The sequence below is a fragment of the Kribbella antibiotica genome (genome assembly GCF_004349055.1).
Taxonomy (GTDB): Bacteria; Actinomycetota; Actinomycetes; order Propionibacteriales; family Kribbellaceae; genus Kribbella; species Kribbella antibiotica.
On sequence record NZ_SMKX01000019.1, the window covers coordinates 1 to 20,246 of the forward strand.

The 20,246-nt window shown below is 66.3% G+C and carries 17 protein-coding genes; 9 read left to right on the forward strand and 8 right to left on the reverse strand.

Features of this window, described 5'->3' with window-relative positions:
* Positions 1–232 precede the first annotated feature (232 nt).
* Together sucD and sucC are read right to left on the reverse strand one after the other, a co-directional pair.
* Complete coding sequence (gene sucD / locus E1263_RS08945) at positions 233–1,114, reverse strand: succinate--CoA ligase subunit alpha (protein ID WP_132166729.1); 882 nt, start codon at positions 1,112–1,114, stop codon at positions 233–235.
* Positions 1,115–1,116: 2 nt separating this feature from the next.
* Positions 1,117–2,271 (reverse strand): ADP-forming succinate--CoA ligase subunit beta, encoded by a 1,155-nt coding sequence (gene sucC / locus E1263_RS08950; RefSeq protein WP_132166730.1) that lies wholly within the window; start codon positions 2,269–2,271, stop codon positions 1,117–1,119.
* A 153-nt stretch (positions 2,272–2,424) separates the two neighbouring features.
* On the opposite strand from sucC, the gene E1263_RS08955 reads away from it, so the two are divergent.
* Complete coding sequence (locus E1263_RS08955) at positions 2,425–3,786, forward strand: OFA family MFS transporter (protein ID WP_132166731.1); 1,362 nt, start codon at positions 2,425–2,427, stop codon at positions 3,784–3,786.
* Positions 3,787–3,824: 38 nt separating this feature from the next.
* On the forward strand, positions 3,825–4,301 hold the full coding sequence (locus E1263_RS08960) for a hypothetical protein (RefSeq protein WP_132166732.1): 477 nt from the start codon (positions 3,825–3,827) through the stop codon (positions 4,299–4,301).
* Here E1263_RS08960 and E1263_RS08965 read toward each other — a convergent pair.
* Positions 4,262–4,546: a hypothetical protein gene (locus E1263_RS08965; RefSeq protein ID WP_132166733.1), complete on the reverse strand. Its 285-nt coding sequence runs from the start codon at positions 4,544–4,546 to the stop codon at positions 4,262–4,264. The two genes, E1263_RS08960 and E1263_RS08965, sit on opposite strands and share 40 nt — an antisense overlap.
* Before the next feature lie 111 nt (positions 4,547–4,657).
* Here E1263_RS08965 and E1263_RS08970 point away from each other — a divergent pair, with 111 nt between their 5' ends.
* The 5 genes from E1263_RS08970 (at position 4,658) to E1263_RS08990 (ending at position 11,879) form a co-directional block, all read left to right on the forward strand.
* Positions 4,658–6,379, forward strand: a complete 1,722-nt coding sequence (locus E1263_RS08970) for a thiamine pyrophosphate-binding protein (protein WP_202868796.1) — start codon at positions 4,658–4,660, stop codon at positions 6,377–6,379.
* A 12-nt stretch (positions 6,380–6,391) separates the two neighbouring features.
* Complete coding sequence (gene frc / locus E1263_RS08975; RefSeq protein ID WP_132166734.1) at positions 6,392–7,618, forward strand: formyl-CoA transferase; 1,227 nt, start codon at positions 6,392–6,394, stop codon at positions 7,616–7,618.
* 35 nt (positions 7,619–7,653) lie between these two features.
* Positions 7,654–9,798 (forward strand): acetate--CoA ligase family protein, encoded by a 2,145-nt coding sequence (locus E1263_RS08980; RefSeq protein WP_132166735.1) that lies wholly within the window; start codon positions 7,654–7,656, stop codon positions 9,796–9,798.
* Between the two features lie 64 nt (positions 9,799–9,862).
* Positions 9,863–11,362: an Nramp family divalent metal transporter gene (locus E1263_RS08985; RefSeq protein ID WP_132166736.1), complete on the forward strand. Its 1,500-nt coding sequence runs from the start codon at positions 9,863–9,865 to the stop codon at positions 11,360–11,362.
* 1 nt (position 11,363) lies between these two features.
* On the forward strand, positions 11,364–11,879 hold the full coding sequence (locus tag E1263_RS08990) for a hypothetical protein (protein WP_132166737.1): 516 nt from the start codon (positions 11,364–11,366) through the stop codon (positions 11,877–11,879).
* 43 nt (positions 11,880–11,922) lie between these two features.
* On the opposite strand, the gene E1263_RS08995 is transcribed toward E1263_RS08990, so the two are convergent.
* Positions 11,923–14,523 carry a DUF7402 domain-containing protein gene (locus tag E1263_RS08995; protein ID WP_132166738.1) on the reverse strand — a complete coding sequence of 867 codons (2,601 nt, stop codon included), beginning with the start codon at positions 14,521–14,523 and terminating at the stop codon, positions 11,923–11,925.
* Between the two features lie 111 nt (positions 14,524–14,634).
* Here E1263_RS08995 and E1263_RS09000 point away from each other — a divergent pair, with 111 nt between their 5' ends.
* Positions 14,635–15,219, forward strand: coding sequence for an acyltransferase (locus E1263_RS09000; protein WP_132166739.1), 585 nt, complete (start codon positions 14,635–14,637; stop codon positions 15,217–15,219).
* Positions 15,220–15,246: 27 nt separating this feature from the next.
* Here E1263_RS09000 and E1263_RS09005 read toward each other — a convergent pair whose 3' ends face one another.
* The 4 genes from E1263_RS09005 to E1263_RS09015 all read right to left on the reverse strand — a co-directional run bounded on the left by E1263_RS09005 (position 15,247) and on the right by E1263_RS09015 (position 18,518).
* On the reverse strand, positions 15,247–15,987 hold the full coding sequence (locus E1263_RS09005; protein ID WP_132166740.1) for a GntR family transcriptional regulator: 741 nt from the start codon (positions 15,985–15,987) through the stop codon (positions 15,247–15,249).
* A gap of 106 nt (positions 15,988–16,093) precedes the next feature.
* Positions 16,094–16,255 (reverse strand): hypothetical protein, encoded by a 162-nt coding sequence (locus tag E1263_RS42645; RefSeq protein WP_165956552.1) that lies wholly within the window; start codon positions 16,253–16,255, stop codon positions 16,094–16,096.
* A gap of 85 nt (positions 16,256–16,340) precedes the next feature.
* Positions 16,341–17,501: an NAD-dependent formate dehydrogenase gene (locus E1263_RS09010; protein WP_132166741.1), complete on the reverse strand. Its 1,161-nt coding sequence runs from the start codon at positions 17,499–17,501 to the stop codon at positions 16,341–16,343.
* A 45-nt stretch (positions 17,502–17,546) separates the two neighbouring features.
* Positions 17,547–18,518 carry a LysR family transcriptional regulator gene (locus tag E1263_RS09015; RefSeq protein WP_132166742.1) on the reverse strand — a complete coding sequence of 324 codons (972 nt, stop codon included), beginning with the start codon at positions 18,516–18,518 and terminating at the stop codon, positions 17,547–17,549.
* Between the two features lie 164 nt (positions 18,519–18,682).
* On the opposite strand from E1263_RS09015, the gene E1263_RS09020 reads away from it, so the two are divergent.
* Positions 18,683–19,438 (forward strand): alpha/beta fold hydrolase, encoded by a 756-nt coding sequence (locus tag E1263_RS09020; protein WP_132166743.1) that lies wholly within the window; start codon positions 18,683–18,685, stop codon positions 19,436–19,438.
* Positions 19,439–20,246: the final 808 nt, after the last annotated feature.

Here is a 20,246-nt window from a genome sequence, read left to right on the forward strand (position 1 = left end):
CCTGAGCCCAGGTGGGTCCGATCCACAGCGACGACCGGACCCACCTGTTCCACATTTGGTGGGCTGACCCACGCCCGTGTGGGTTAGCCCACCGCATGCGGTAGGCCCACCCGCATCCCCGTGGGCTGACCCATCAAATGGGGTGCGTCGGCGAACAACCCACAACGTCCGAAGGGTTGGAGGGCGTGGTCTCCGGATCTTCGGACGTTATGGGGCTGTGGTGTGGTGGCGCTTATACCGCGACCAGTACTGATCGCAGCAGCTCCGCGGTCTCGGTGGGGGTTTTGCCGACGCGAACACCGGCTGCCTCCAGCGCCTCCTGCTTGGCGGCCGCCGTACCGGATGAGCCGGAGACGATGGCGCCTGCGTGGCCCATCGTTTTGCCTTCTGGGGCGGTGAAGCCGGCGACGTATCCGACCACCGGTTTCGTCACGTGCGCTGCGATGTACGCCGCTGCTCGCTCCTCGGCGTCGCCGCCGATCTCGCCGATCATCACGATCGCGTCGGTATCCGGGTCGTCCTGAAACGCTTGCAGGGCGTCGATGTGGGTGGTTCCGATGATCGGGTCGCCGCCGATTCCGATGGCCGTCGAGAAGCCGAAGTCTCGCAGTTCGTACATCATCTGGTAGGTCAGCGTCCCCGACTTCGACACCAGGCCGATCCGCCCAGGTCCGGCGATATCCGCTGGAATGATCCCCGCGTTCGCCTGGCCGGGACTGATGATCCCTGGGCAGTTCGGCCCGATCACTCGGACTCCAGCTGCGGAAGCGTGCGCGAAGAACGCGGCCGTGTCGTGCACCGGCACGCCCTCGGTGATCACGACCACCAACGGAATCCCTGCGTCGACAGCCTCGATCACCGCGCCCTTGGTGAACCGCGGCGGCACGAACACCACCGACACATCGGCGCCTGTCGCAGCAACTGCATCCGCGCATGACCCGTAGACCGGTATCGAACGGCGAGCGAAGTCGACCGACTGGCCGCCCTTGCCGGGCGTCACGCCGCCGACAATATCGGTGCCGGCGGCAAGCATTCGGCTGGTGTGTTTCTGCCCCTCGGCACCGGTCATCCCCTGGACGACAACCCGGCTCTTCTTCGTCAGAAAGATTGCCATCATCAAACCCCTTCAGCGGCGAGTTCGGCGGCGCGCAGGGCGGCGCCGTCCATCGTGTCGACCACGGTCACCAGCGGATGGTTGGCCTGGGCAAGGATCTTGCGACCTTCGGCCACGTTGTTCCCGTCCAACCGGACGACCAGTGGTTTGTCAGCGGCAGCGCCGAGCAGTTCGAGCGCCTGGACGATCCCGTTCGACACCGCGTCGCAGGCGGTGATGCCGCCGAAGACGTTCACGAAGACACTGCGGACCTGCGGATCGCTCAGGATGATCCCGAGGCCGTTCGCCATCACCTCGGCCGACGCACCGCCGCCGATGTCGAGGAAGTTCGCGGGCTTCACGCCGTACGGCGAACCTGCGTACGCGACGACGTCGAGCGTCGACATGACCAGTCCGGCGCCGTTCCCGATGATGCCGACCGAGCCATCGAGCTTGACGTAGTTCAGCCCCTTGTCGTGCGCCGCGGCCTCGAGCGGATCCGCCGACGCGCGGTCTTCGAAGGCCGCGTGATCGGGATGCCGGTACGACGCACTGTCGTCCAACGTCACCTTCCCGTCCAACGCCTCCAGCGATCCGTCGGCCAGCTTCACCAGCGGGTTCACCTCAACCAGCGTCGCGTCCTCGGCAATGAACACGTCCCACAGCCGCCGTACGACGTCCTCCGCGCCGGCGGGGAATCCAGCCGCGGCCACGATCTCGGCGGCCTTCGCATCGTCGACCCCGAGCGCCGGGTCGATCGGCACCTGAGCGATCGCGTCAGGGTTGGTGTGCGCGACCTCCTCGATCTCCACACCGCCTTCGGTGCTGGCGATACAGAGGTAGGAACGATTCGCTCGATCAACCAGAAACGAGAGATAGAACTCCGAGGCGATAGCGGCGGCCGGTGCGAGCAGCACGCGGTGCACGGTGTGGCCCTTGATATCCATCCCGAGGATGTCGCCGGCCCGCGCGACCGCCTCGTCGGGGGAGGCGGCGAGCTTGACCCCGCCGGCCTTGCCGCGGCCGCCGGTCTTCACTTGCGCCTTCACCACCACACGTCCGCCGAGCTCTGCGGCAGCTGCCGCAGCGTCAGCCGGGTCCTCGATCACGCGGCCGAGCGTCACCGGGACGCCGTGCCGTGCGAACAGCTCTTTGGCTTGGTACTCCATCAGGTCCACGGGGCAGTCCTCCGATCGAGCGGTCGAGTGCCGACTGTATGCGGTATGCAATCTGGTCACAAGAGGCGGTCGCAACGCGCCAGCTCTGGACAACCAGCGGCGGAGAGGGGTACCACAGATCTCATACGGTATGCAGTAGTCAGGAGGCGCGACATGGATCACGTGACTACCCGGGACGTGTACGGCAGGCAGTATCGAGTGGGTGAGGACGCCCAGGACCTGACCGGGCACCCGCGCCGCTGGCAGCTGTGGGCGGCGTGGGCATGCATGCTTGCCATCAGTCCGTTGCAGTACTCGTTCGGCACCGCCGCCCTCGGCCTCGAATCCGACCGCGGCTGGGGTGCGGTCCAAACCCTGTGGCTGCTGGCGATCTTCGTCGCCTGCCAGGCCCTGGTCGCGATCCCAGCCGGCTGGCTCCAGCGGGTACGGCGGGCAACTCCGACCCAGCTCGTGGTTCTCGGCGGGGTTCTGTCCGCGATCGGCCTCGCCACTCTCGCGCACGCGGACAGCTATCTGGTCGTGGTGATCGGCTACGCCCTGATCGGCGGTATCGGCGCCGGTGTCGTCTACGCCGCCTGCATCACGACCGCGGCTCGCTGGTTCCCCGATCGGCGCACCGCCACGATCGGGTTCGTCACCGGCGGCTTCGCGATCGGCGCCGTACCGAGCATCTTGCTGTTGACGCTGGCGGAGACGCCTGGCAGCCGGCGGTTGGTCTTTGACCTGGCTGCGATCGTCGCCGTGCTGGCGACTGCCATCGGTGGCGGGCTCCTGAAGGATCCGCCGCGGCACTGGTGGCCCGCGGCGATTGATGCGCAGGCATGGGCGGTCGACCGCAAACTCAACCGGAGCATTCCGCACAACTCGCCCGCCGTGCGCCACTACCGTCCAGCTGAGGCGATGCGGACGGGCGCGCTCCCGCTGATGTGGCTCATGCTCGCGATCAGCGCCGCGTTGTCGTTGTTCGGGATCGCCTTCGTGGTGAGCTTCGCTGTTGCGACCGGATTGGGGATGGCGGTCGCCGGGTTCGCTGCCGGATTGCTTGCCGCGGTCAACGGTCTTGGTCGCTCACTCGCCGGGACGTTGTCCGATCGATTCGGCCGGCGGCGCGTCTTGGCCGCTGTACTGATGGTGGAGAGCTTCACCCATATCGGTCTGGTCGTGGCGGGGGAGGCGGGTGTCGGCTGGGCGTTCGTCGTCTGCGCGATGTTCGCCGGCCTCGGTGGTGGCGCGTTCTACGCGATCATGGCGAACCTCGTGCTGGAGTTCTTCGGCGAGAACAGCCTCGTGCAGAACCAAGCCATCCTGTACTCCGCCAAAGCTGTCGGCGGCCTAGTGGGTGTCGGAGTGGCCGCTTCGGTGATCGCGGTCGTCGGCTATCGACCACTCTTCCTCGGCGCGGGACTGCTCGGCGTACTGGCTGCTTTGAGTGTGCGATTGCTGAAGCAGCCAGGTCGACCTGCGCTGTCAGTACGGCGGCAATTGGGTACGCCGGTCGCCGGGTCGAACGAGTGAGTGAGTACGGGCGCATCGCGCGGCCGGAGCCTTGCGTGATGGAGCTGGTGTCGAAGCTGGCCCGGGAACCGTGGACGGATCGGCCGACGTGCGTGCATCCGACCCTGAGCGCGGCGGCCCGGGCTGTGCATGACCATTCCAGCTCGGCGGGGCGCCGGGCGTTGCTGCCGTTGGCGCCGAGGTTCCTCGACACTGCCCGGCCCGGCATGGAGGTGTCGGCTCGGGTGGTCGCGCTGTGTGTCTCGACGGCGCTGGCCACTGGTGAGGAGGGCGTCAGGTTGCGAAAGGCGCATGAGACTGCGCTGCGGCTGATGACGGGGGAGGGAGTGATTCCCTGGTGGCTGCGCTTCAGCTGGAGCGAGCCGTTCTACCGCACGTTCGTCGCGACCGAACAGGTCGCGGAAGCCGTCGCGGTCACCGCTCGCCAAGCGAATGACCGTGAACTCCGCAACCTGCTCAAGCAGTGTCTAGCGGCTCATGGCGCTCTGCGTCCCGGAGCGCCCACTCCTTCGTGATCGACATCCCCGGCGCCCCACAACCCGTGGTCGCGGTCGTCGTCGGGGATCACGATCAGCTCGCGATGAGCCGGCGTAATGATTTGGTCCTCAAGTCGGCGGAGGTCCGTCGTGCAGCGTTCCAGATCGTCCAGCAGGCGCAGTACGTCGATGTGAGCGCCCAGATGATTCCTCAATGACATAAGGGATTTCTCCAGCGCGAGCAGTGCCGTCCGGGTCCGTTGAAGTTCCTCGTGGATTGTCATCGCCGTCTCCCTCTGGACAAGCACTGCGGCCTGGGATAAGACTACGACTACCACATACGGTATGCAATCTACAGAAGCCGGATCCCGGCCTTTCCGAGGAGATGACTGCAGATGGCGCAGACAGTGTCGGAGACCCAGCCCGCCGCCCAGTCCGTTGCGCAGGTGAAGGAGCCGGAGATGATCTCGGGCGGTCACCTGGTGGCCAAGGCCCTGAAGGCCGAGGGGGTCGAGGTGATCTTCACCCTCTGCGGCGGCCACATCATCGACATCTACGACGGCTGTGTCGACGAGGGCATTGCGGTGGTCGACGTACGGCACGAGCAGGTTGCAGCGCACGCGGCTGACGGCTATGCCCGCATCACCGGCAAGCCCGGCTGTGCCGTCGTCACCGCCGGCCCCGGTACGACGAACGCCGTGACCGGGGTCGCGAACGCGTTCCGCGCCGAGAGCCCGATGCTGCTGATCGGCGGTCAGGGTGCGTTGAACCAGCACAAGATGGGGTCCCTGCAGGACCTGCCGCACGTCGACATGATGACGCCGATCACCAAGTTCGCCGCGACCGTGCCGCACACCGCGCGCGCCGCCGACATGGTGTCGATGGCGTTCCGTGAGTGCTACAACGGTGCGCTCGGACCGTCGTTCCTGGAGATCCCGCGCGACATCCTGGACAACTCGGTCCCGGTCGAGTCCGCGACAGTTCCTTCGGCGGGGCACTACCGGGCGTCGACGAAGAGCATCGGCGACCCGGTCGCCATCGAGGCGCTGGCGGATCTCATCGCGCACGCGGAGAAGCCCGTCGTACTGCTCGGTGGTCAGGTCTGGACGTCGCGCGGTAGCGACGCGGCGACCGACTTCGTCCGGGCGCTCGACGTACCGGCGTTCATGAACGGTGCCGCGCGCGGCACGCTCGCTCCCGGCGACCCGCACCACTTCCACCTGTCGCGGCGGTACGGGTTCAACAATGCGGACCTGATCATCATCGTCGGTACGCCGTTCGACTTCCGGATGGGCTATGGCCGGCGACTGCCGAAGTCGGCAACCGTCGTACAGATCGATATGGATTACCGCACGGTCGGCAAGAACCGCGACGTCGACCTCGGTCTGGTCGGCGACCCGGGCGCGATCCTGGCCGCGGTCACGCAGGCCTCGACCGGTCGGGTGCGGAAGACGGATCGCCAGGCCTGGTTCAAGGAACTGCGGGCCGAGGAAGATGCGGCGTACCAGAAGCGTCTTCCGCGCCAACTGTCCGATGCGAACCCGATCCACCCGCTGCGGCTCGCGCACGAGATCAACGAGTTCCTCACCGAGGACTCGATCTACATCGGCGACGGCGGCGACATCGTCACCTTCTCCGGCGGCGTCGTCCAGCCGAAGTCGCCCGGCCACTGGATGGACCCGGGCCCGCTCGGCACCCTCGGCGTCGGCGTCCCGTTCGTGCTCGCGGCGAAGTACGCGCGACCGGACAAGGAGGTTGTCGCACTCTTCGGCGACGGCGCCTTCTCGATGACCGGCTGGGACTTCGAGACGCTGGTCCGCTTCAACCTTCCGTTCGTCGGTGTCATCGGCAACAACTCGTCGATGAACCAGATCCGCTACGGCCAGGAAGCGAAGTACGGGCAGGACCGCGGCCGGGTCGGCAACACCCTTGGTGACGTCAAGTACGACGAGTTCGCGCGCAACCTCGGCGGGTACGGCGAGGAGGTCCGCGACCCGAAGGACATCGGGCCGGCGATGCAGCGGGCGCGCGAATCCGGCCTGCCGTCGCTGATCAACGTCTGGGTCGACCCGGACGCGTACGCCCCCGGAACCATGAACCAGACCATGTACAAGTAGGAGGACCCCGTCATGTCTCAGGCCCTCGATGGTGTTCGTGTACTCGATATGACCCACGTGCAGTCGGGTCCGTCCTGCACGCAGATCCTTGCCTGGCTCGGCGCCGATGTGGTCAAGCTCGAAGCGCCGACCGGTGACATCACCCGCCAGCAGCTGCGCGACGTACCGGATGTCGACAGCCTCTATTTCACGATGCTCAACTGCAACAAGCGCAGCATCACGCTGAACATGAAATCCGAGCGGGGCAAGGAGATCTTCATCGATCTGGTGAAGAACTCCGACGTCCTGGTCGAGAACTTCGCGCCCGGCGCGATCGACCGGATGGGCTTCACCTGGGAGCGGCTGCAGGAGATCAACCCGAAGCTCGTCTTCGCGTCGATCAAGGGCTTCGGCCCGGGCCGCTACGAGAACTTCAAGGCCTACGAGGTGGTCGCCCAGGCGATGGGCGGCGCGATGAGTACGACGGGCTTCGAGGAAGGTCCGCCGACCGCGACCGGTGCTCAGATCGGCGACTCCGGGACGGGCATTCACCTGGTCGCCGGCATCCTGGCCGCGCTCTACCAGCGCACGCATACCGGCAAGGGTCAGCGGGTCTCGGTCGCGATGCAGGAGGCCGTGCTGAACCTGACACGGGTCAAACTGCGCGACCAGCAGCGGCTCGCGCACGGTCCGCTGAAGGAATACCCGAACGACAATTTCAGCTCCGAGGTCCCGCGCTCCGGCAACGCGTCCGGCGGCGGCCAACCCGGGTGGGCAGTCCGTACGGCGCCTGGTGGGCCGAACGACTACATCTATGTGATCGTCCAGCCGCCCGGCTGGGCTCCGATCGCGAACCTGATCGGCAAGCCGGAGCTGGCCGAGGACCCGGACTGGGCGACGCCCGCCTCCCGCCTCGACAAGCTGGACAAGATGTTCGCGCTGATCGAGCAGTGGACCGAGCAGCACACCAAGTTCGAGGTGATGGACAAGCTCAACGCACTCAACGTGCCGTGCGGGCCGATCATGTCGACGCGTGAGCTGATCGAGGACAAGACGCTGGCCGACCTCGGCGCGGTCGTCGAGGTCGAGCACCCGCAGCGCGGGACCTTCAAGACCGTCGGCTGCCCGATCAAGCTGTCCGACTCCCCGGTCGTGGTCGAGACCTCACCCGGTCTCGGTGAACACAACACGGCCGTCTACGGATCGCTCGGCATCGACACCGCCGAACTCGAGGAACTGAAGGCCGCCGGCGTCGTCTGACGTCACCCCATTCTTCGCGAAACGGAGTGCATGGCATGAGTTATGACAAGGCAGCAGTCCAGACCATCCTCGACCAGGCTCTGGCGGACGGCCGCACCTCGCTGAGCGCGCCCGAGGCCAAGCTGGTCGCGGATGCGTACGGGATCCCGACGCCGGGTGAGGGGCTGGCCACGACTGCCGAGGGAGCAGCCGGTCTCGCGGCCGAGATCGGCTTCCCGGTGGTGCTGAAGATCAGTTCACCGGACATCCTGCACAAGACCGACGCCGGTGGCGTGGTCGTCGGAGTGGACAGTCCGGCGGCGGCACAGGCGGCGTACGAGAAGATCATTGCGAACGCCAAGGCCTACAAGGCGGATGCGGAGATCAGCGGCGTTCAGGTGCAGAAGATGCTGGTCACGGGCGGTGACGTGCAGGAGGTCATCATCGGGGCGATGACCGATCCGACCTTCGGGAAGATCGTCGCCTTCGGTCTCGGCGGCGTTCTCGTCGAGGTGCTGAAGGACGTCACCTTCCGGCTCGCACCGCTGACCGGCGCCGAGGCGCGCGCCATGATCGACGGGATCAACGCGCGCGAAATGCTCGAGGGGATCCGCGGCGCCAAGCCGGTGGACAAGGACGCGCTGGGCGAGCTGGTCCAGCGGCTGTCCGACCTGGTCACCGACTTCCCGCAGTTCGCCGAGGTGGACCTGAACCCGGTGCTCGCCGGGCCGGATGGCGCCACCGCGGTCGACTTCCGGATCATCGTCGACACCGAGGCCGGCAAGCCGGTCGAGCGGTACAGCCAGGAGGAGATCCTGACGGCGATGATGCGGATCATGAAACCGCGCGCCGTCGCCGTGATCGGGGCGTCCAACGAGGACGGCAAGATCGGCAACTCGGTGATGAAGAACCTGGTCAACGGCGGGTATGCGGGCGACATCTACCCGATCAACCCGAAGGGTGGCGAGGTGCTGGGGCTGAAGGCCTTCCCCAGCATCCTCGACGTACCGGGTGACGTGGATGTGGCGGTGTTCGCCGTACCGGCCAAGTTCGTCGGTGGAGCGCTCGAGCAATGCGGTGAGAAGGGCGTGGCCGGGGCGATCCTGATCCCGTCCGGGTTCGCCGAGACCGGGGAGCAGGAGCTCCAGGACGAGATCGTGGCGATCGCCCGCAAGCACAACGTCCGGATTCTCGGGCCGAACATCTACGGCTACTACTACCTGCCGGAGAAGCTCTGCGCGACCTTCTGCACACCGTACGACGTCCAGGGCAGTGTCGCGCTCTCATCGCAGAGCGGCGGGATCGGGATGGCCATCCTCGGGTTCAGCAGGTCCAGCCGGATGGGCGTCTCCGCGATCGTTGGGGTAGGCAACAAGGCCGACATCGACGAGGATGACCTCCTGACGTTCTTCGAGAACGACGACAACACCAACCTGATCGCCATGCATCTTGAGGATTTGAAGGACGGCCGGGCTTTCGCCGAGACGGCGTCCCGGGTGTCGAAGAAGAAGCCGGTCATCGTGCTGAAGGCCGGTCGCACCGCCATGGGCGCGAAGGCGGCCAGCTCGCACACGGGTGCCCTGGCGGGAAACGACAAGGTGTACGACGACATCCTGCGGCAGAGCGGCGTCGTACGGGCTCCGGGGCTGAACGAGATGCTCCAGTACGCCCGGGGGATTCCGTTGCTGCCGACTCCGAAGGGTGAGAACGTCGTCATCATCACCGGCGCGGGCGGCTCGGGTGTCCTGCTTTCGGACGCCTGTGTCGACAACGGCCTCCAGTTGATGACGATCCCGCCGGACCTCGACGCGGCGTTCAAGAAGTTCATCCCGCCGTTCGGGGCGGCCGGCAATCCGATCGACATTACCGGCGGGGAACCACCGTCGACGTACCGGAACACTGTTGCGCTCGGGCTCGAGGACGAGCGGATCCATGCACTGATCCTCGGCTACTGGCACACCATCGTTACACCGCCGATGGTGTTCGCGAAGCTGGTCGCCGAGGTGGTCGAGGAGTATCGGGCCAAGGGCATCGACAAGCCCGTGGTCGCATCGCTGTCGGGTGACGTCGAGGTCGAAGAGGCTGCGCAGTACCTGTTCGAGCACGGCGTGGTCGCCTATCCGTACACCACCGAGACACCGGTTCAGGTGCTCGGCGCCAAGTACCGCTGGGCCCGCAACGCGGGGCCGCTCGGAACGTAGCAAGGGAGGGGTTGCACAGCGGGGGTTCATTCAGTGTGCCTGGCGTCGATCTAAGGAGTCCGCCTTGGACGTCACAAGCAAGACCTCAGAAGTCCCCGACGAGCCCGCCGCGGCGGCCGTCACCGAGAAGGTCTGGAAAGCCGGCCGGCTCGAACCGATGCCGATCCGGAAACTGCCGGACGCACCACCGTCCATCCACATCCTCGGCCCGACCGTCTTCCTGGTCGCGCTGGGCGTGGGGATGGGGGAGTCGTACATGTGGCCCCGGCTCGTCCTGGTGTTCGGGCCGGACATCCGCTGGCTGTTCATGGTCGGCGTCACCCTGCAGGCGTTCGTGCTGCTGGAGATGGCGCGGTATGCGATGGCGACCGGGGAGAGCATCTTCTTCGGCGCCGCCCGGATCTTCAAACCGCTGATGTGGTTCTTCTACGTCGCGGCGATCCTGATCTACATGTGGCCCGGCCATCTCTCGGCCGGAGCCGCCGCCTTCGAGGAAGTGTCGGGCATACCGTGGCAGGTGACGGCGTGCGTGGCTCTGGTGTTCGTCGGCGTCCTGTTCAGCATGCTCTCGGTGATCTACAACTTCCTCGAGAAACTGCTCGGGTTGCTGATCGGCTTCCTGGTCGTCGGTACGTCGGTCATCGCGGCGATCGTCGGTAACTGGGACGACCTCGGCAAGACGCTGGCCGGGATGTTCGCGGTCGGGTACTTCCCGCACGAGGCGATGACCTCGGCGTGGTTCCCGGTCGTGGTCGGGTCGATCGCTTTCGCCGGACCGTCCGGGATGCAGCAGATGTGGTACACGCTGCAGCTGCGGGACAGTGGCGCTGGGATGGGTGCACACATTCCGAAGGTCCGCGGGCTGCGGTCGGCCGGCGAGGCCGAGGCGATGCCGTCGCGCGGGTTCATGTTCGATACCGAAGACCCGGCGGAGATGGCGAAGTGGAAGGGCTGGCGCAAGTGGGTCACCTTCGACGCGATCCTGCTCTTCTGGGGGATCACGATGCTGGTCACGGTGTCGTTCACCGTGCTGGCCATGTCGGCGGCCCGGACCAACCCGAACGTGAAGTCGCTGATCGAAGGAGGCGACCGGGATGCGGCGCTGCGGGCGATGTCGGATGCGTTCGCCTCGGCGGGTTCGCCGATCCTGGGCACGCTGTTCTTCGCCTTCATCGCACTGATCGGGCTGAACGCGACCCTGGGTCTGTTCGACTCGTTCTCCCGCGGCCAGGCGGACATGACGTACTACTTCGTGCCGGGCGCCAAGCGATTCTCGATGTCCCGCCTGTACGCCGGGTTCCTGTGGGGCGTGATCGTCTTCGGCATCCTGATTCTGCTGTTCGGTCCCGCTGACGGGCCGGCGGGGATTCTGGACACCCTCGCCTTCTTGTCCACGTTCGCGATGGGCGCCTACTGCATCGTGTTGCTCCTGGTGAACAACAAGCTGCTCCCCAAGAAGATCCGGCCCGGCCCGGTGCGGAACCTGATCATCGGATTCGGTGCGGTCTTCTACCTGGGCATGCTCTTCTACTGCCTGATCCGCTTCGGCGTGGCAGTGGGCTGACATGACCTCATCGAAGGAACTTGCGGAGTTCTCGGTCCCGGGGGCAATCGTCGGCGCCGCAGCCGGGCTGGTCGCCGGGGCGCTCGGCGTCCTGGCCGGACAGCCGCTGGGCTGGGCCATCATCACCGGCCTCGGCCTCGGTCTCCCTCTGATCGTGCTCGGCTCCGGGTACGCCGTACTGGTTGCCCTAGGCAAAGTCCCGGCCGGAGTGTTCGCGCCGGCCGCGGTCTACTGGGTGATCGGCTTCCCGCTCGCCCTGCTCGTCCACGCCATCACCACCACCTGGTGGGTGACCGGCAGCCCCGGACTCCCGCCCGAACCCTGGAAGTTCCTGGCCTTCCGTGCGCTCGTCAGCATGGGCTTCGCCATCGGCTTCCTCTGGATGCACGAACAGCTCGGCCGCCACTGGTGGCCGCGGATCCTCCCGCACAACCGGTACGCGCGCCGTACCGTCGAGCAGTACTCGCACTTGGCCTCAGCCTTGGCTGAACGCAAGGCCGCCACCGGCCGCCGTTGAGAACCGCCCGCAGCTCACCCGATGAGCTGCGGGCAGTCTGCGGTTAGCCGACCTCGATCTCCGACAGGCCGATGGCCCAGCCCTCGCCGCCTTCGACCTGGAACTTCACCCAGCTGATCGACTTCGGGGTGAACGTCACTGTCTTGCCGCGCCCGCTGTCGTCGAGCTCAGTGACCTTGACCGAGCTGCCGTCGCTGAAGGTCAACGTGCCGCCGTGGGCCTTGTCGATCAGGTTGTTCCGGTCGTACAGCACAACCTGGGTCACGGTCTGCGGGTATGCCCAGTCGAGCCGGAGCCACGGGTTGAGCTCGCGGTTCGAGCCCCACTCGCCGGTGTGCCACTGGTTGATCACGCCGTCGATGGCAGCACCCGCGCTCGTCTGGGGCGTGTCAGGCGCCTCCGACGACGCCTTCGCCGTCGCGCTGGAAGCCACGTTGCCGATCGGCCGGATCTGCAGCTCGGACAGCCCGATACCCATCCCGGTCGACCCACTCGCCTGGAAGCGCACCCAGCCCACGCTGCGCGCGGGGAACGTCACCACCTTCGCCTTGCCGTCGGCCGGGATCCCGGTCACCGGGACCGAACTGCCGTCGCTGAAGGTGAGTGTCCCGCCGTTCACGTTGCTGGTGGCATCGGCCCGGTCGTACAGGGTGATCTCGTCGATCGTCCGGTTGCTGACCCAATCCACCTGAAGCCACGGCGATGCCGTCGTGGACACCCAGTCGGAGCCGATCACACCGTCAACAGCCCGTACGACGCCAGGGGCCGAGCTGCTGGTCAGTACCCCTGCGGGTGCGACGTTGCCGCCGCGGTGGACCTGCAGCTCGGACAGCCCCACATTGAGCCCGACGCCCGTGGTGACCTGCAGCCGGATCCAGCTCGTCGTACGGGAAGGGAACGAGATGACCTTCGGGCTGCCGTCGTTGGGCAGCGGTGGCACCGGCACCGACGTACCGTCGCTGAAGATCAGCCAGCCTGCCTTGATCTGGTCCGTCGGGTTGGCCCGATCTGCGAGCACGATGCGGCTGACCGTCTGCGCGGTCGGCCAGGCGAGCTGGACCCACGGCGTCATCTCGGCGTTGGAGGCCCACTCGCCGAAGGCGTGTACTGACTCGATCCCATCGATCACCTTGGCCGGCACGAGACCGTCGCTGCTGGAGGAGCCGGTCACCGTCGCGCTCGGCGCGAGATTCTCGGTATCGGCGATTGAGTACGGCGTCAGGCGAACACCCAGCACCGACTTCGCGGGCGCCTGGAACCGGACCCGGCTGTTGCCGCCGGCGACGGTCAGCGGGATCGAGGCCTTGGGGGAGGGGATCGCCTGGTCGCTGCTCGCCTCGAAGATGCTCGCGACCGTGGTGGTCGCACCGCCCAGCCCGGTGAGCGCCAGGTCGACGTCGACCGGAGCCGTGCCGTCGTTGACCACCCACGCCACGTTGTCGCCGGTCGAGGTGGTCGCGGCCGCTGCGTTGGTGACCGGGCCGCCGTAGCTGATCCCGCGGATGATGCTGTCACCGGCGGCGAGGCCGAGGTCCTGTCCCAGCAGCCGGAACGCGCGCGACTTCGGGGTCAGCGTGCCGTTTTTGTACACGCCGAAGTGCACGCCCCAATCCTCCTCGCCTTCGTCGTTGTCGGCGTAGTAGAGCGTGCCGTTGGCGCGCTGCTTGTAGAAGGTACTCAGCCGCTGGCCGACGGAGCTGATCATGTTCGGGTGATCGCTGTTCATCGGGTCGTAGCCCCAGGCGGCGGTCCAGTTCCACTCGGTCACGTAGACCGGGAAGTCGGCGCCCTTGCCGTTCTGTTGCGCGACGGCCTTCCACTGGTCGACGACCTCGGTGGGGTCGGTCGCGTAGTGGTGGTAGCTGAGGAAGTTGATGTTCGGCGCGATGCGGGCGTCGCTCAGCAGCGGCTGGATCCAGTTCGTCGCGGGGGCCGACAAGGCCGGACCGCCGAGCGGGATCTGGCTGTCGACCGACCGGATCGCCTTGGCTGCGTGGAAGTAGATGTCCCGGTACGCCGTCAGGTTGTCGGGGTACGAGCTGCCACCGATCCGCAGGAAGTCGATGTTCGGCTCGTTCCAGAGCTCGACCATTTTCACCTTGCCGGCGAAATGCTGGTAGACCTTCTTGACGATGTCCTCGTAGATGTCCCAGTTCTCCGGCCGTGGCGGTGAGAAGTACTCGCAGTCCGCACAGCCGTGCCCGATCCAGGGGACGCCGTAGCCCATGATCAGCATCAGCTCGATGCCGCGCTGGGCGTACTCGTCCGCCCAGCCGTACAACTCCCAGTTCCAGTTGGCCGGGTCCGCGACCCCACCGACGTTCGCCCGGTAGTCCGCGGGCGTCGTGGTGGGCACGATCTGGAAGAGGTACGCCGTCCGGCGGACGAAGTTCGCGCCGTTCTGATGGAAGGCGTCGAGTTTGGCCGGCTGATCGAGGTGGTTGATATTCGCGCCGAAGACCTCGCGGTGACCCTTGCCGAGGTTCTGGGCGAAGTCCGCGGTGACGGACGCCGTCGCGGCGGCGACCTTCTGCTGCGCAGCGGGCCGCGGCGCCGTCGGCGTACTGGGTGCGGGAGCTGCACCGGTCAGCGGCACCAGCAGAGCAAGCGCGGTCAGCAGGGTCAGGACAGGTCTGAACTGCATGATGCTCCTTCGACGTTCCCCAGGGGCGGATGGGCATCAGCACCTTCGCATGCCCGAAGACAGCGCGACATTCATTCGAGGTCCATCGAAGAGGGCACTAGGGTCAGGCGGGTGGACGATCTTGCCGGACAGGCCAAGCTCTGGGTGCAGAAGTGGCGCTGGTACGAGCGGAACTCGCTGCCGTGGAATCGAGCGCGGATTCACTGGGAGTTGATGCGCCGCGGGGCGTTTGCACGGTGGCCGCTCCAGGGGAATGTGCTGGAGGCGCTGCGAGATGGGCGGCTCGAGGTGGGGGAGCACGCGCTGTTCGAGCCCAACGTGTGGATCACGGTGGGGGATGACGCGCGGGTGCGGATCGGCGCGGGGACGTTTCTGAACCTTGGGGTGATGGTTGCCGCGCTGGAGCTGGTCGAGATCGGCTCGCATTGCATGCTCGCGAACGGGTGTTTCGTGACGGACTCCAACCATCGTTTCGACGATCCCGACAAGCCGGTTCCCTGGCAGGGGTTCGAGTCCAAGGGGCCGACGCGGATCGGCGACAACGTCTGGCTTGGGGCGAATGTCGTGGTGACGAGCGGTGTGACGATCGGCGAGAGGTGCGTGATCGGCGCGAACAGCGTGGTCACGCGCGACATACCGCCGTACTCGGTGGCTGCTGGCGCGCCGGCCAAGGTGCTGCGCGCTGTCACGTACTAACCGCTCGACCGACGCAGTCGGCTTGCGTTAGAGACTGCGGCGCCGGCGGCGGGGTTCTGGCTCAGGGGCAGGCGCAGCGGGGCCTTCGGCGGCGCGGAGGTCGTGGTAGGCCTTGCGGGTGTGCTCGGTGTGCTCGCGCATGGTCTGGGCGGCCTTGTCTTCGTCGCCGTCGCTGATCGCCTTGACCAGGCGACTGTGCTCGCGCCAGGAGGCGGCACCGCGGACCGGGGCGATGGGGGTGTAGTACCAGCGGACGCGACGATCGACCTGCGCGGCAAAGTCGATCAGGAACCGGTTGCCGGACATCTCGGTGATGAACGCATGCAGTTCGCCGTTCGTCCGTACGGCGCCATCGGTGTCGCCGGACTCGTGGAACGCCGTACCGACCTTGCAGAGCTCTTTGAGCTTGGCCAGGTCTTCCTTCGTGGCATGACGAGCGGCGAGGCGGGCGGACTCGGACTCGAGTGCTGCGCGGGCGGCGAGGAGTTGGTCGACCTCATCCTCGGCGGGCACGTGCACCATGGCGCCGAAGCCGGGGCGGAGGTCCACCCAGCCTTCGTTGTTCAGGCGTTGCAATGCCTCGCGCACCGGTTGGCGGGAGACGCCGAGCAGACCAGCGAGCTCAACCTCGACAAGGTGCCGGCCGCGCTCGAGCGTGCCGTCGATGATCATCTCGGTGAGGGCTTCGTAGACGGACTCCCGCAGCGGCTGCGGCCGCTTCACGTGGCGGACGCCGGCCGGTTCCGCTCCTGCGTTGATGGTCGTCATCGAAGGTCCTCCTGTTTGCTGTGAGCAACAGCATGGCACTTGGTAGACAGTCTACCAAGTGCCATGGCCGTACCTAGCTATTTCATCGCAGCCTTGGGTCAAGCGATCAGGCGGCCGACTCGTCGGCGCGCTGCTTCTCGTCGTCTGTGGTCAGTGCGGCGAGCTCGGCATCCAGGTCCACGGGAGTGTTGAGTTCCTGCTGCAGCTCCGGGGCATCCGGAAACTGCGGGCGGGCCGCCAGAGCGCCGAACCTACGGGTGAAGATCATTGCTGTCCTCTCTTTGAATTCTGGCTTCTGTATACATTCAACCAGGTGTACTCATCGGTTATGCCCGCATCTCACGTGATCCGCCTTACATCCGGGTCGAATACGAATGCGCTCCGGTACCCGCCAGTCGCCCACCGTCGACAATCAGGTACTCATCGCGGATCGGCGTCCCCGCCAACCACGACTCGAGGATCTCGCGCGTCCCAGCGGCGTACCGGGCCTGCGCAGACAGGGAGGAGCCGGAGATGTGCGGGGTCATGCCGTGGTTCGGCATCGTGCGCCACGGGTGATCGGCCGGGGCGGGCTGTGGGTACCAGACATCGCCGGCGTACCCGGCGAGCTGTCCGCTCTCGAGAGCGGTGACGATCGCGTCGCGGTCGGCGATCTTCGCCCGAGCGGTGTTGATCAAGTAGGTACCGCGCTTCATTGTTGCGAGCAACTTCTCGCCGAACAGCCCTTCCGTCTCCGGGTGCAGGGGCGCGTTGATCGTCACCACATCGCAGTGCGGGACCATGTCGGCTGCGCTCGCGTGGAAGGTCAGGTTGAGTTCGCGTTCGACCGACTCCGGCAGGCGGTGCCGGTCGGTGTAATGCAGGTTCACTTCGAACGGCGTGAGTCGCCGCAAGACCGCCGTACCGATTCTTCCGGCGGCGACCGTGCCGACGTGCATCCCCTCGAGGTCGTAGGAGCGTTGCACGCAGTCCGCGATGTTCCAGCCGCCGTCAACGACGACCTGGTGCGACGGGATGTAGTTGCGCACCAGCCCGAGAATCATCATCACCACGTGCTCGGCCACACTGATGCTGTTGCTGAAGGTCACCTCGGCGACCGTCACTCCGTGCTGTACGGCGGCATCCAGATCGACGTGGTCGGAGCCGATGCCCGCCGTGATCGCGAGCTTCAGGTTGGGCGCCTTCGCGATTCGCTCGGCGGTCAGATAGGCCGGCCAGAAGGGTTGCGAGATCACCACATCGGCGTCGGGCAACTCGCGATCGAGAACCGAGCCGTCGCCTTCCTTGTCCGACGTCACGACGAGGGTGTGCCCCTGGCTCTCCAGGAAACTGCGCAGGCCGAGCTCCCCGGACACGCTGCCGAGCAACTCGCCCGGCGTGAAGTCGATCGCCTTCGGGGTCGGCGCCGTCTGGCCGCCGGGGTAGGTCGTGATCGTCGGCACGTCGTCGCGCGCGTACGACGTCGGGTAGCCGGTCGTGGGGTCGTCGTACAGGACACAGAGGATCTTCGCCATGATGTGGAATCTCCTTGTTCTTCAGGGGATTCCACCGTCCCGCTGTTAGGTGCCGACGGTCAAAGACTTGCTGGTTATCTCGTGATAGGCGGTACCCATCAAATGCACGTCGAGTAGATCGTCGAGGGCTTTGTGAACACCTGCCTGGCGGGCGACATCGAGCAGCGCTCTTGCCAGCACGGGCTCGGGGCTGCGGGCCGCGATCACCAGGCCGACGCGCGGTCCGTGGGCTGGGCCCTTCAGCGGTACGACGCGCATCCCGTCCGGTACGCCGAACATGTGCAGCCAGGCATGGGAAATCACCGTCGACCAGTGGTCGCCGTGGAGGTGGCTGTAGAGGCCCGAGACGGTGTCACTCTCGATGGCGGGGGTGGCGATGACGCCGTCGTCAGTGAAGTAGCCGTTCATGATCCGGCGGTTGCGCATGTCCGGCGACAACAGGCAGAGCGGCAGCTCGGCAACCTGCGCCCACGTTGCCATCGGCAACTCGGCCAACGGGGAGTGCTGTGGAGTGAGCAGGAGGTAGCGCTCTTCGTACAGCGGGGTCTTGCGAACCTGGCCGAGCGTGTCATCGTCGAGGTACGTCATCGCGACATCGAGGTCGAACTCGGCCAGCTTCTGGGTGATATCCCGCGACGACAGCGACTCGATCGTCACCCGTGCGTGCCCGTGCCGCTCACAGAACGGTGTCGTCAGCAACGAGATCACCGGCATTGCGGTAGGGATCGCGCCGAGTCTCAGGGTGCCGGTCAGGCCGCCCCGCAGCACAGACAACTCGTGCTTCAATGCGTCCTGCTCCGCCAGGATCCGCTGCGCCCACAGCAGCACCCGCTCGCCCTCGGGTGTCAGCCCCTCGAATCGCCGGCCCCTTCGCACGATCGGTACGTCGAGCTCCTGCTCGAGCTTGCGGATCGCGGCCGACAGTGATGGCTGCGATACGTAACAGGCGTTGGCGGCTCGGGCGAAATGCTTCTCCCGAGCGAGGGCCACCAGGTACTCCAACTGCCTCAGCAGCATCGCGCATACCAGCTGTCTGTATACATAATCCAACTGTAGTGATCGGGGTCCAGCTTCGATAGGTCTCACCTGTCTGTGACTCAGATCACAACTGCCCGCTGTCTGCTCTGCCGCCTACCGATCGACGCACTGGCAAGACATTCGTTGTGGAGAAAGGTAGACAGATGCAGAAAGTCACGTCACCAGACGGCACCGAAATCGCGTACGACGTGATCGGCACCGGACCCGGCTTGGTCCTGGTGGCCGGTGCGTTCACCGCCAGGTCGTACTTCACCCCGTACGTCGAGGCGCTGTCGACCGCCTTCGCCGTGGTCAACTACGACCGCCGCGGCCGCGGTGATTCCGGCGACACCTCGCCGTACGCGGTCGAGCGCGAGTGGGAAGACCTGGCCGCCGTACAGGCCGCAACGGGCGCGCGCTTCGCCTGTGCTTTTTCATCAGGGGTGATGGTGCTGCTGCAGTCCGGGGTGCCGTTCGAGCAGCTGGCCGTGGTGGAGCCGCCGTTCCGCACCGAGGGCGCACCGCCAGTGCCGGACCGGTACGTCGAGCGTCTGCAGGAACTCGATGCCGCAGGAGCCGCCGAGCTCTTCATGGTCGAGGCAGTAGGCCAGCCCAAGGAGGCGGTCGACCAAATGCGCTCCACCCCCATGTGGCCCGAGCTGATCGCCATGGCTCCAACCCTCCTGTACGACGCGCTCCAGTTGCGGGACAGCGCCGTACCGACCGCTCTGCTCAAGTCGATCAACACGCCAACACTCGCCCTCTTCAGCAACGCCAGCCCGGCGTGGCTACAAGAGTCAGTCCGCCAAACCGCCGCAGCCCTCCCGGATGCAACCGCCGAAGGCCACGAAGGAACCTTCCATACCGTCTCCCCGGAAACGCTCACTCAGGTACTGACGGGTCGGTTCTTGGGGGTGTGAGCTGCTTTGGCAATGGTTGCTCGCCGCTCCGGACAAGCCGGGCACGTTGTCTGTGGCTGGTCGCCGCGGCGGCCGCGTTACATAAAGAGCTTGGCTGGGGCCGGCGCGGGGTTGAGGTACTGGCGAGGTTGGCGATCGCGTGACCGCTGCTTGAGGTACCCGCTATGGCTGAGGTCGAAAAGCAGCGCCAGTGTGGAAACTTCATGTCGCCATTTGCACAAAACGTTCCACCCAGCTCTCCAGGCGGGCTAGTAGGTGGGGCCGGGGAGCTTTACCCGTCATTCCAGGTCAGTTTCGCTCCCCAGCCCGCCCGGATACCTCACGAATCGGGCACTGGGGAGTCCTACTGGCGTATCCGCCTGCCGTTTCGCGCTACGCGTGACTTTTTCGGGTCCATACGCCGAAAACTCACGCATAGTGAGCGCCGGCGAGTCCAGCCGGGCCAACAACCGGGAGCTTGAACAAGAAAAGGTGGGCCAGGACAGGTAACTACTTGCTCACGCCCACCACCAAGCCCACAGACCCCCGACAACTGGACAGCGCCGCGACGAAAAAGGGGCAACCAGCGAGGCAGCCGGGCACGGCAGCACCCCCGGCCTCCTTGCCAGCGCTTTTCACCACCAACAAAGGGTCACGTTCCAGGCGTCCCCACTACCGGCCGCAACCATAGCGAGCACCTCAATCGGCGCGAGCGCGATCGCCGACCTCGCCAGTACCTCAACCAGCCACCGGCCCCAGCCAAGCTCTTTATGTAACGCGGCCGCCGCGGCGACCAGCCAAAGACAACGTGCCCGGCTTGTCCGGTGCG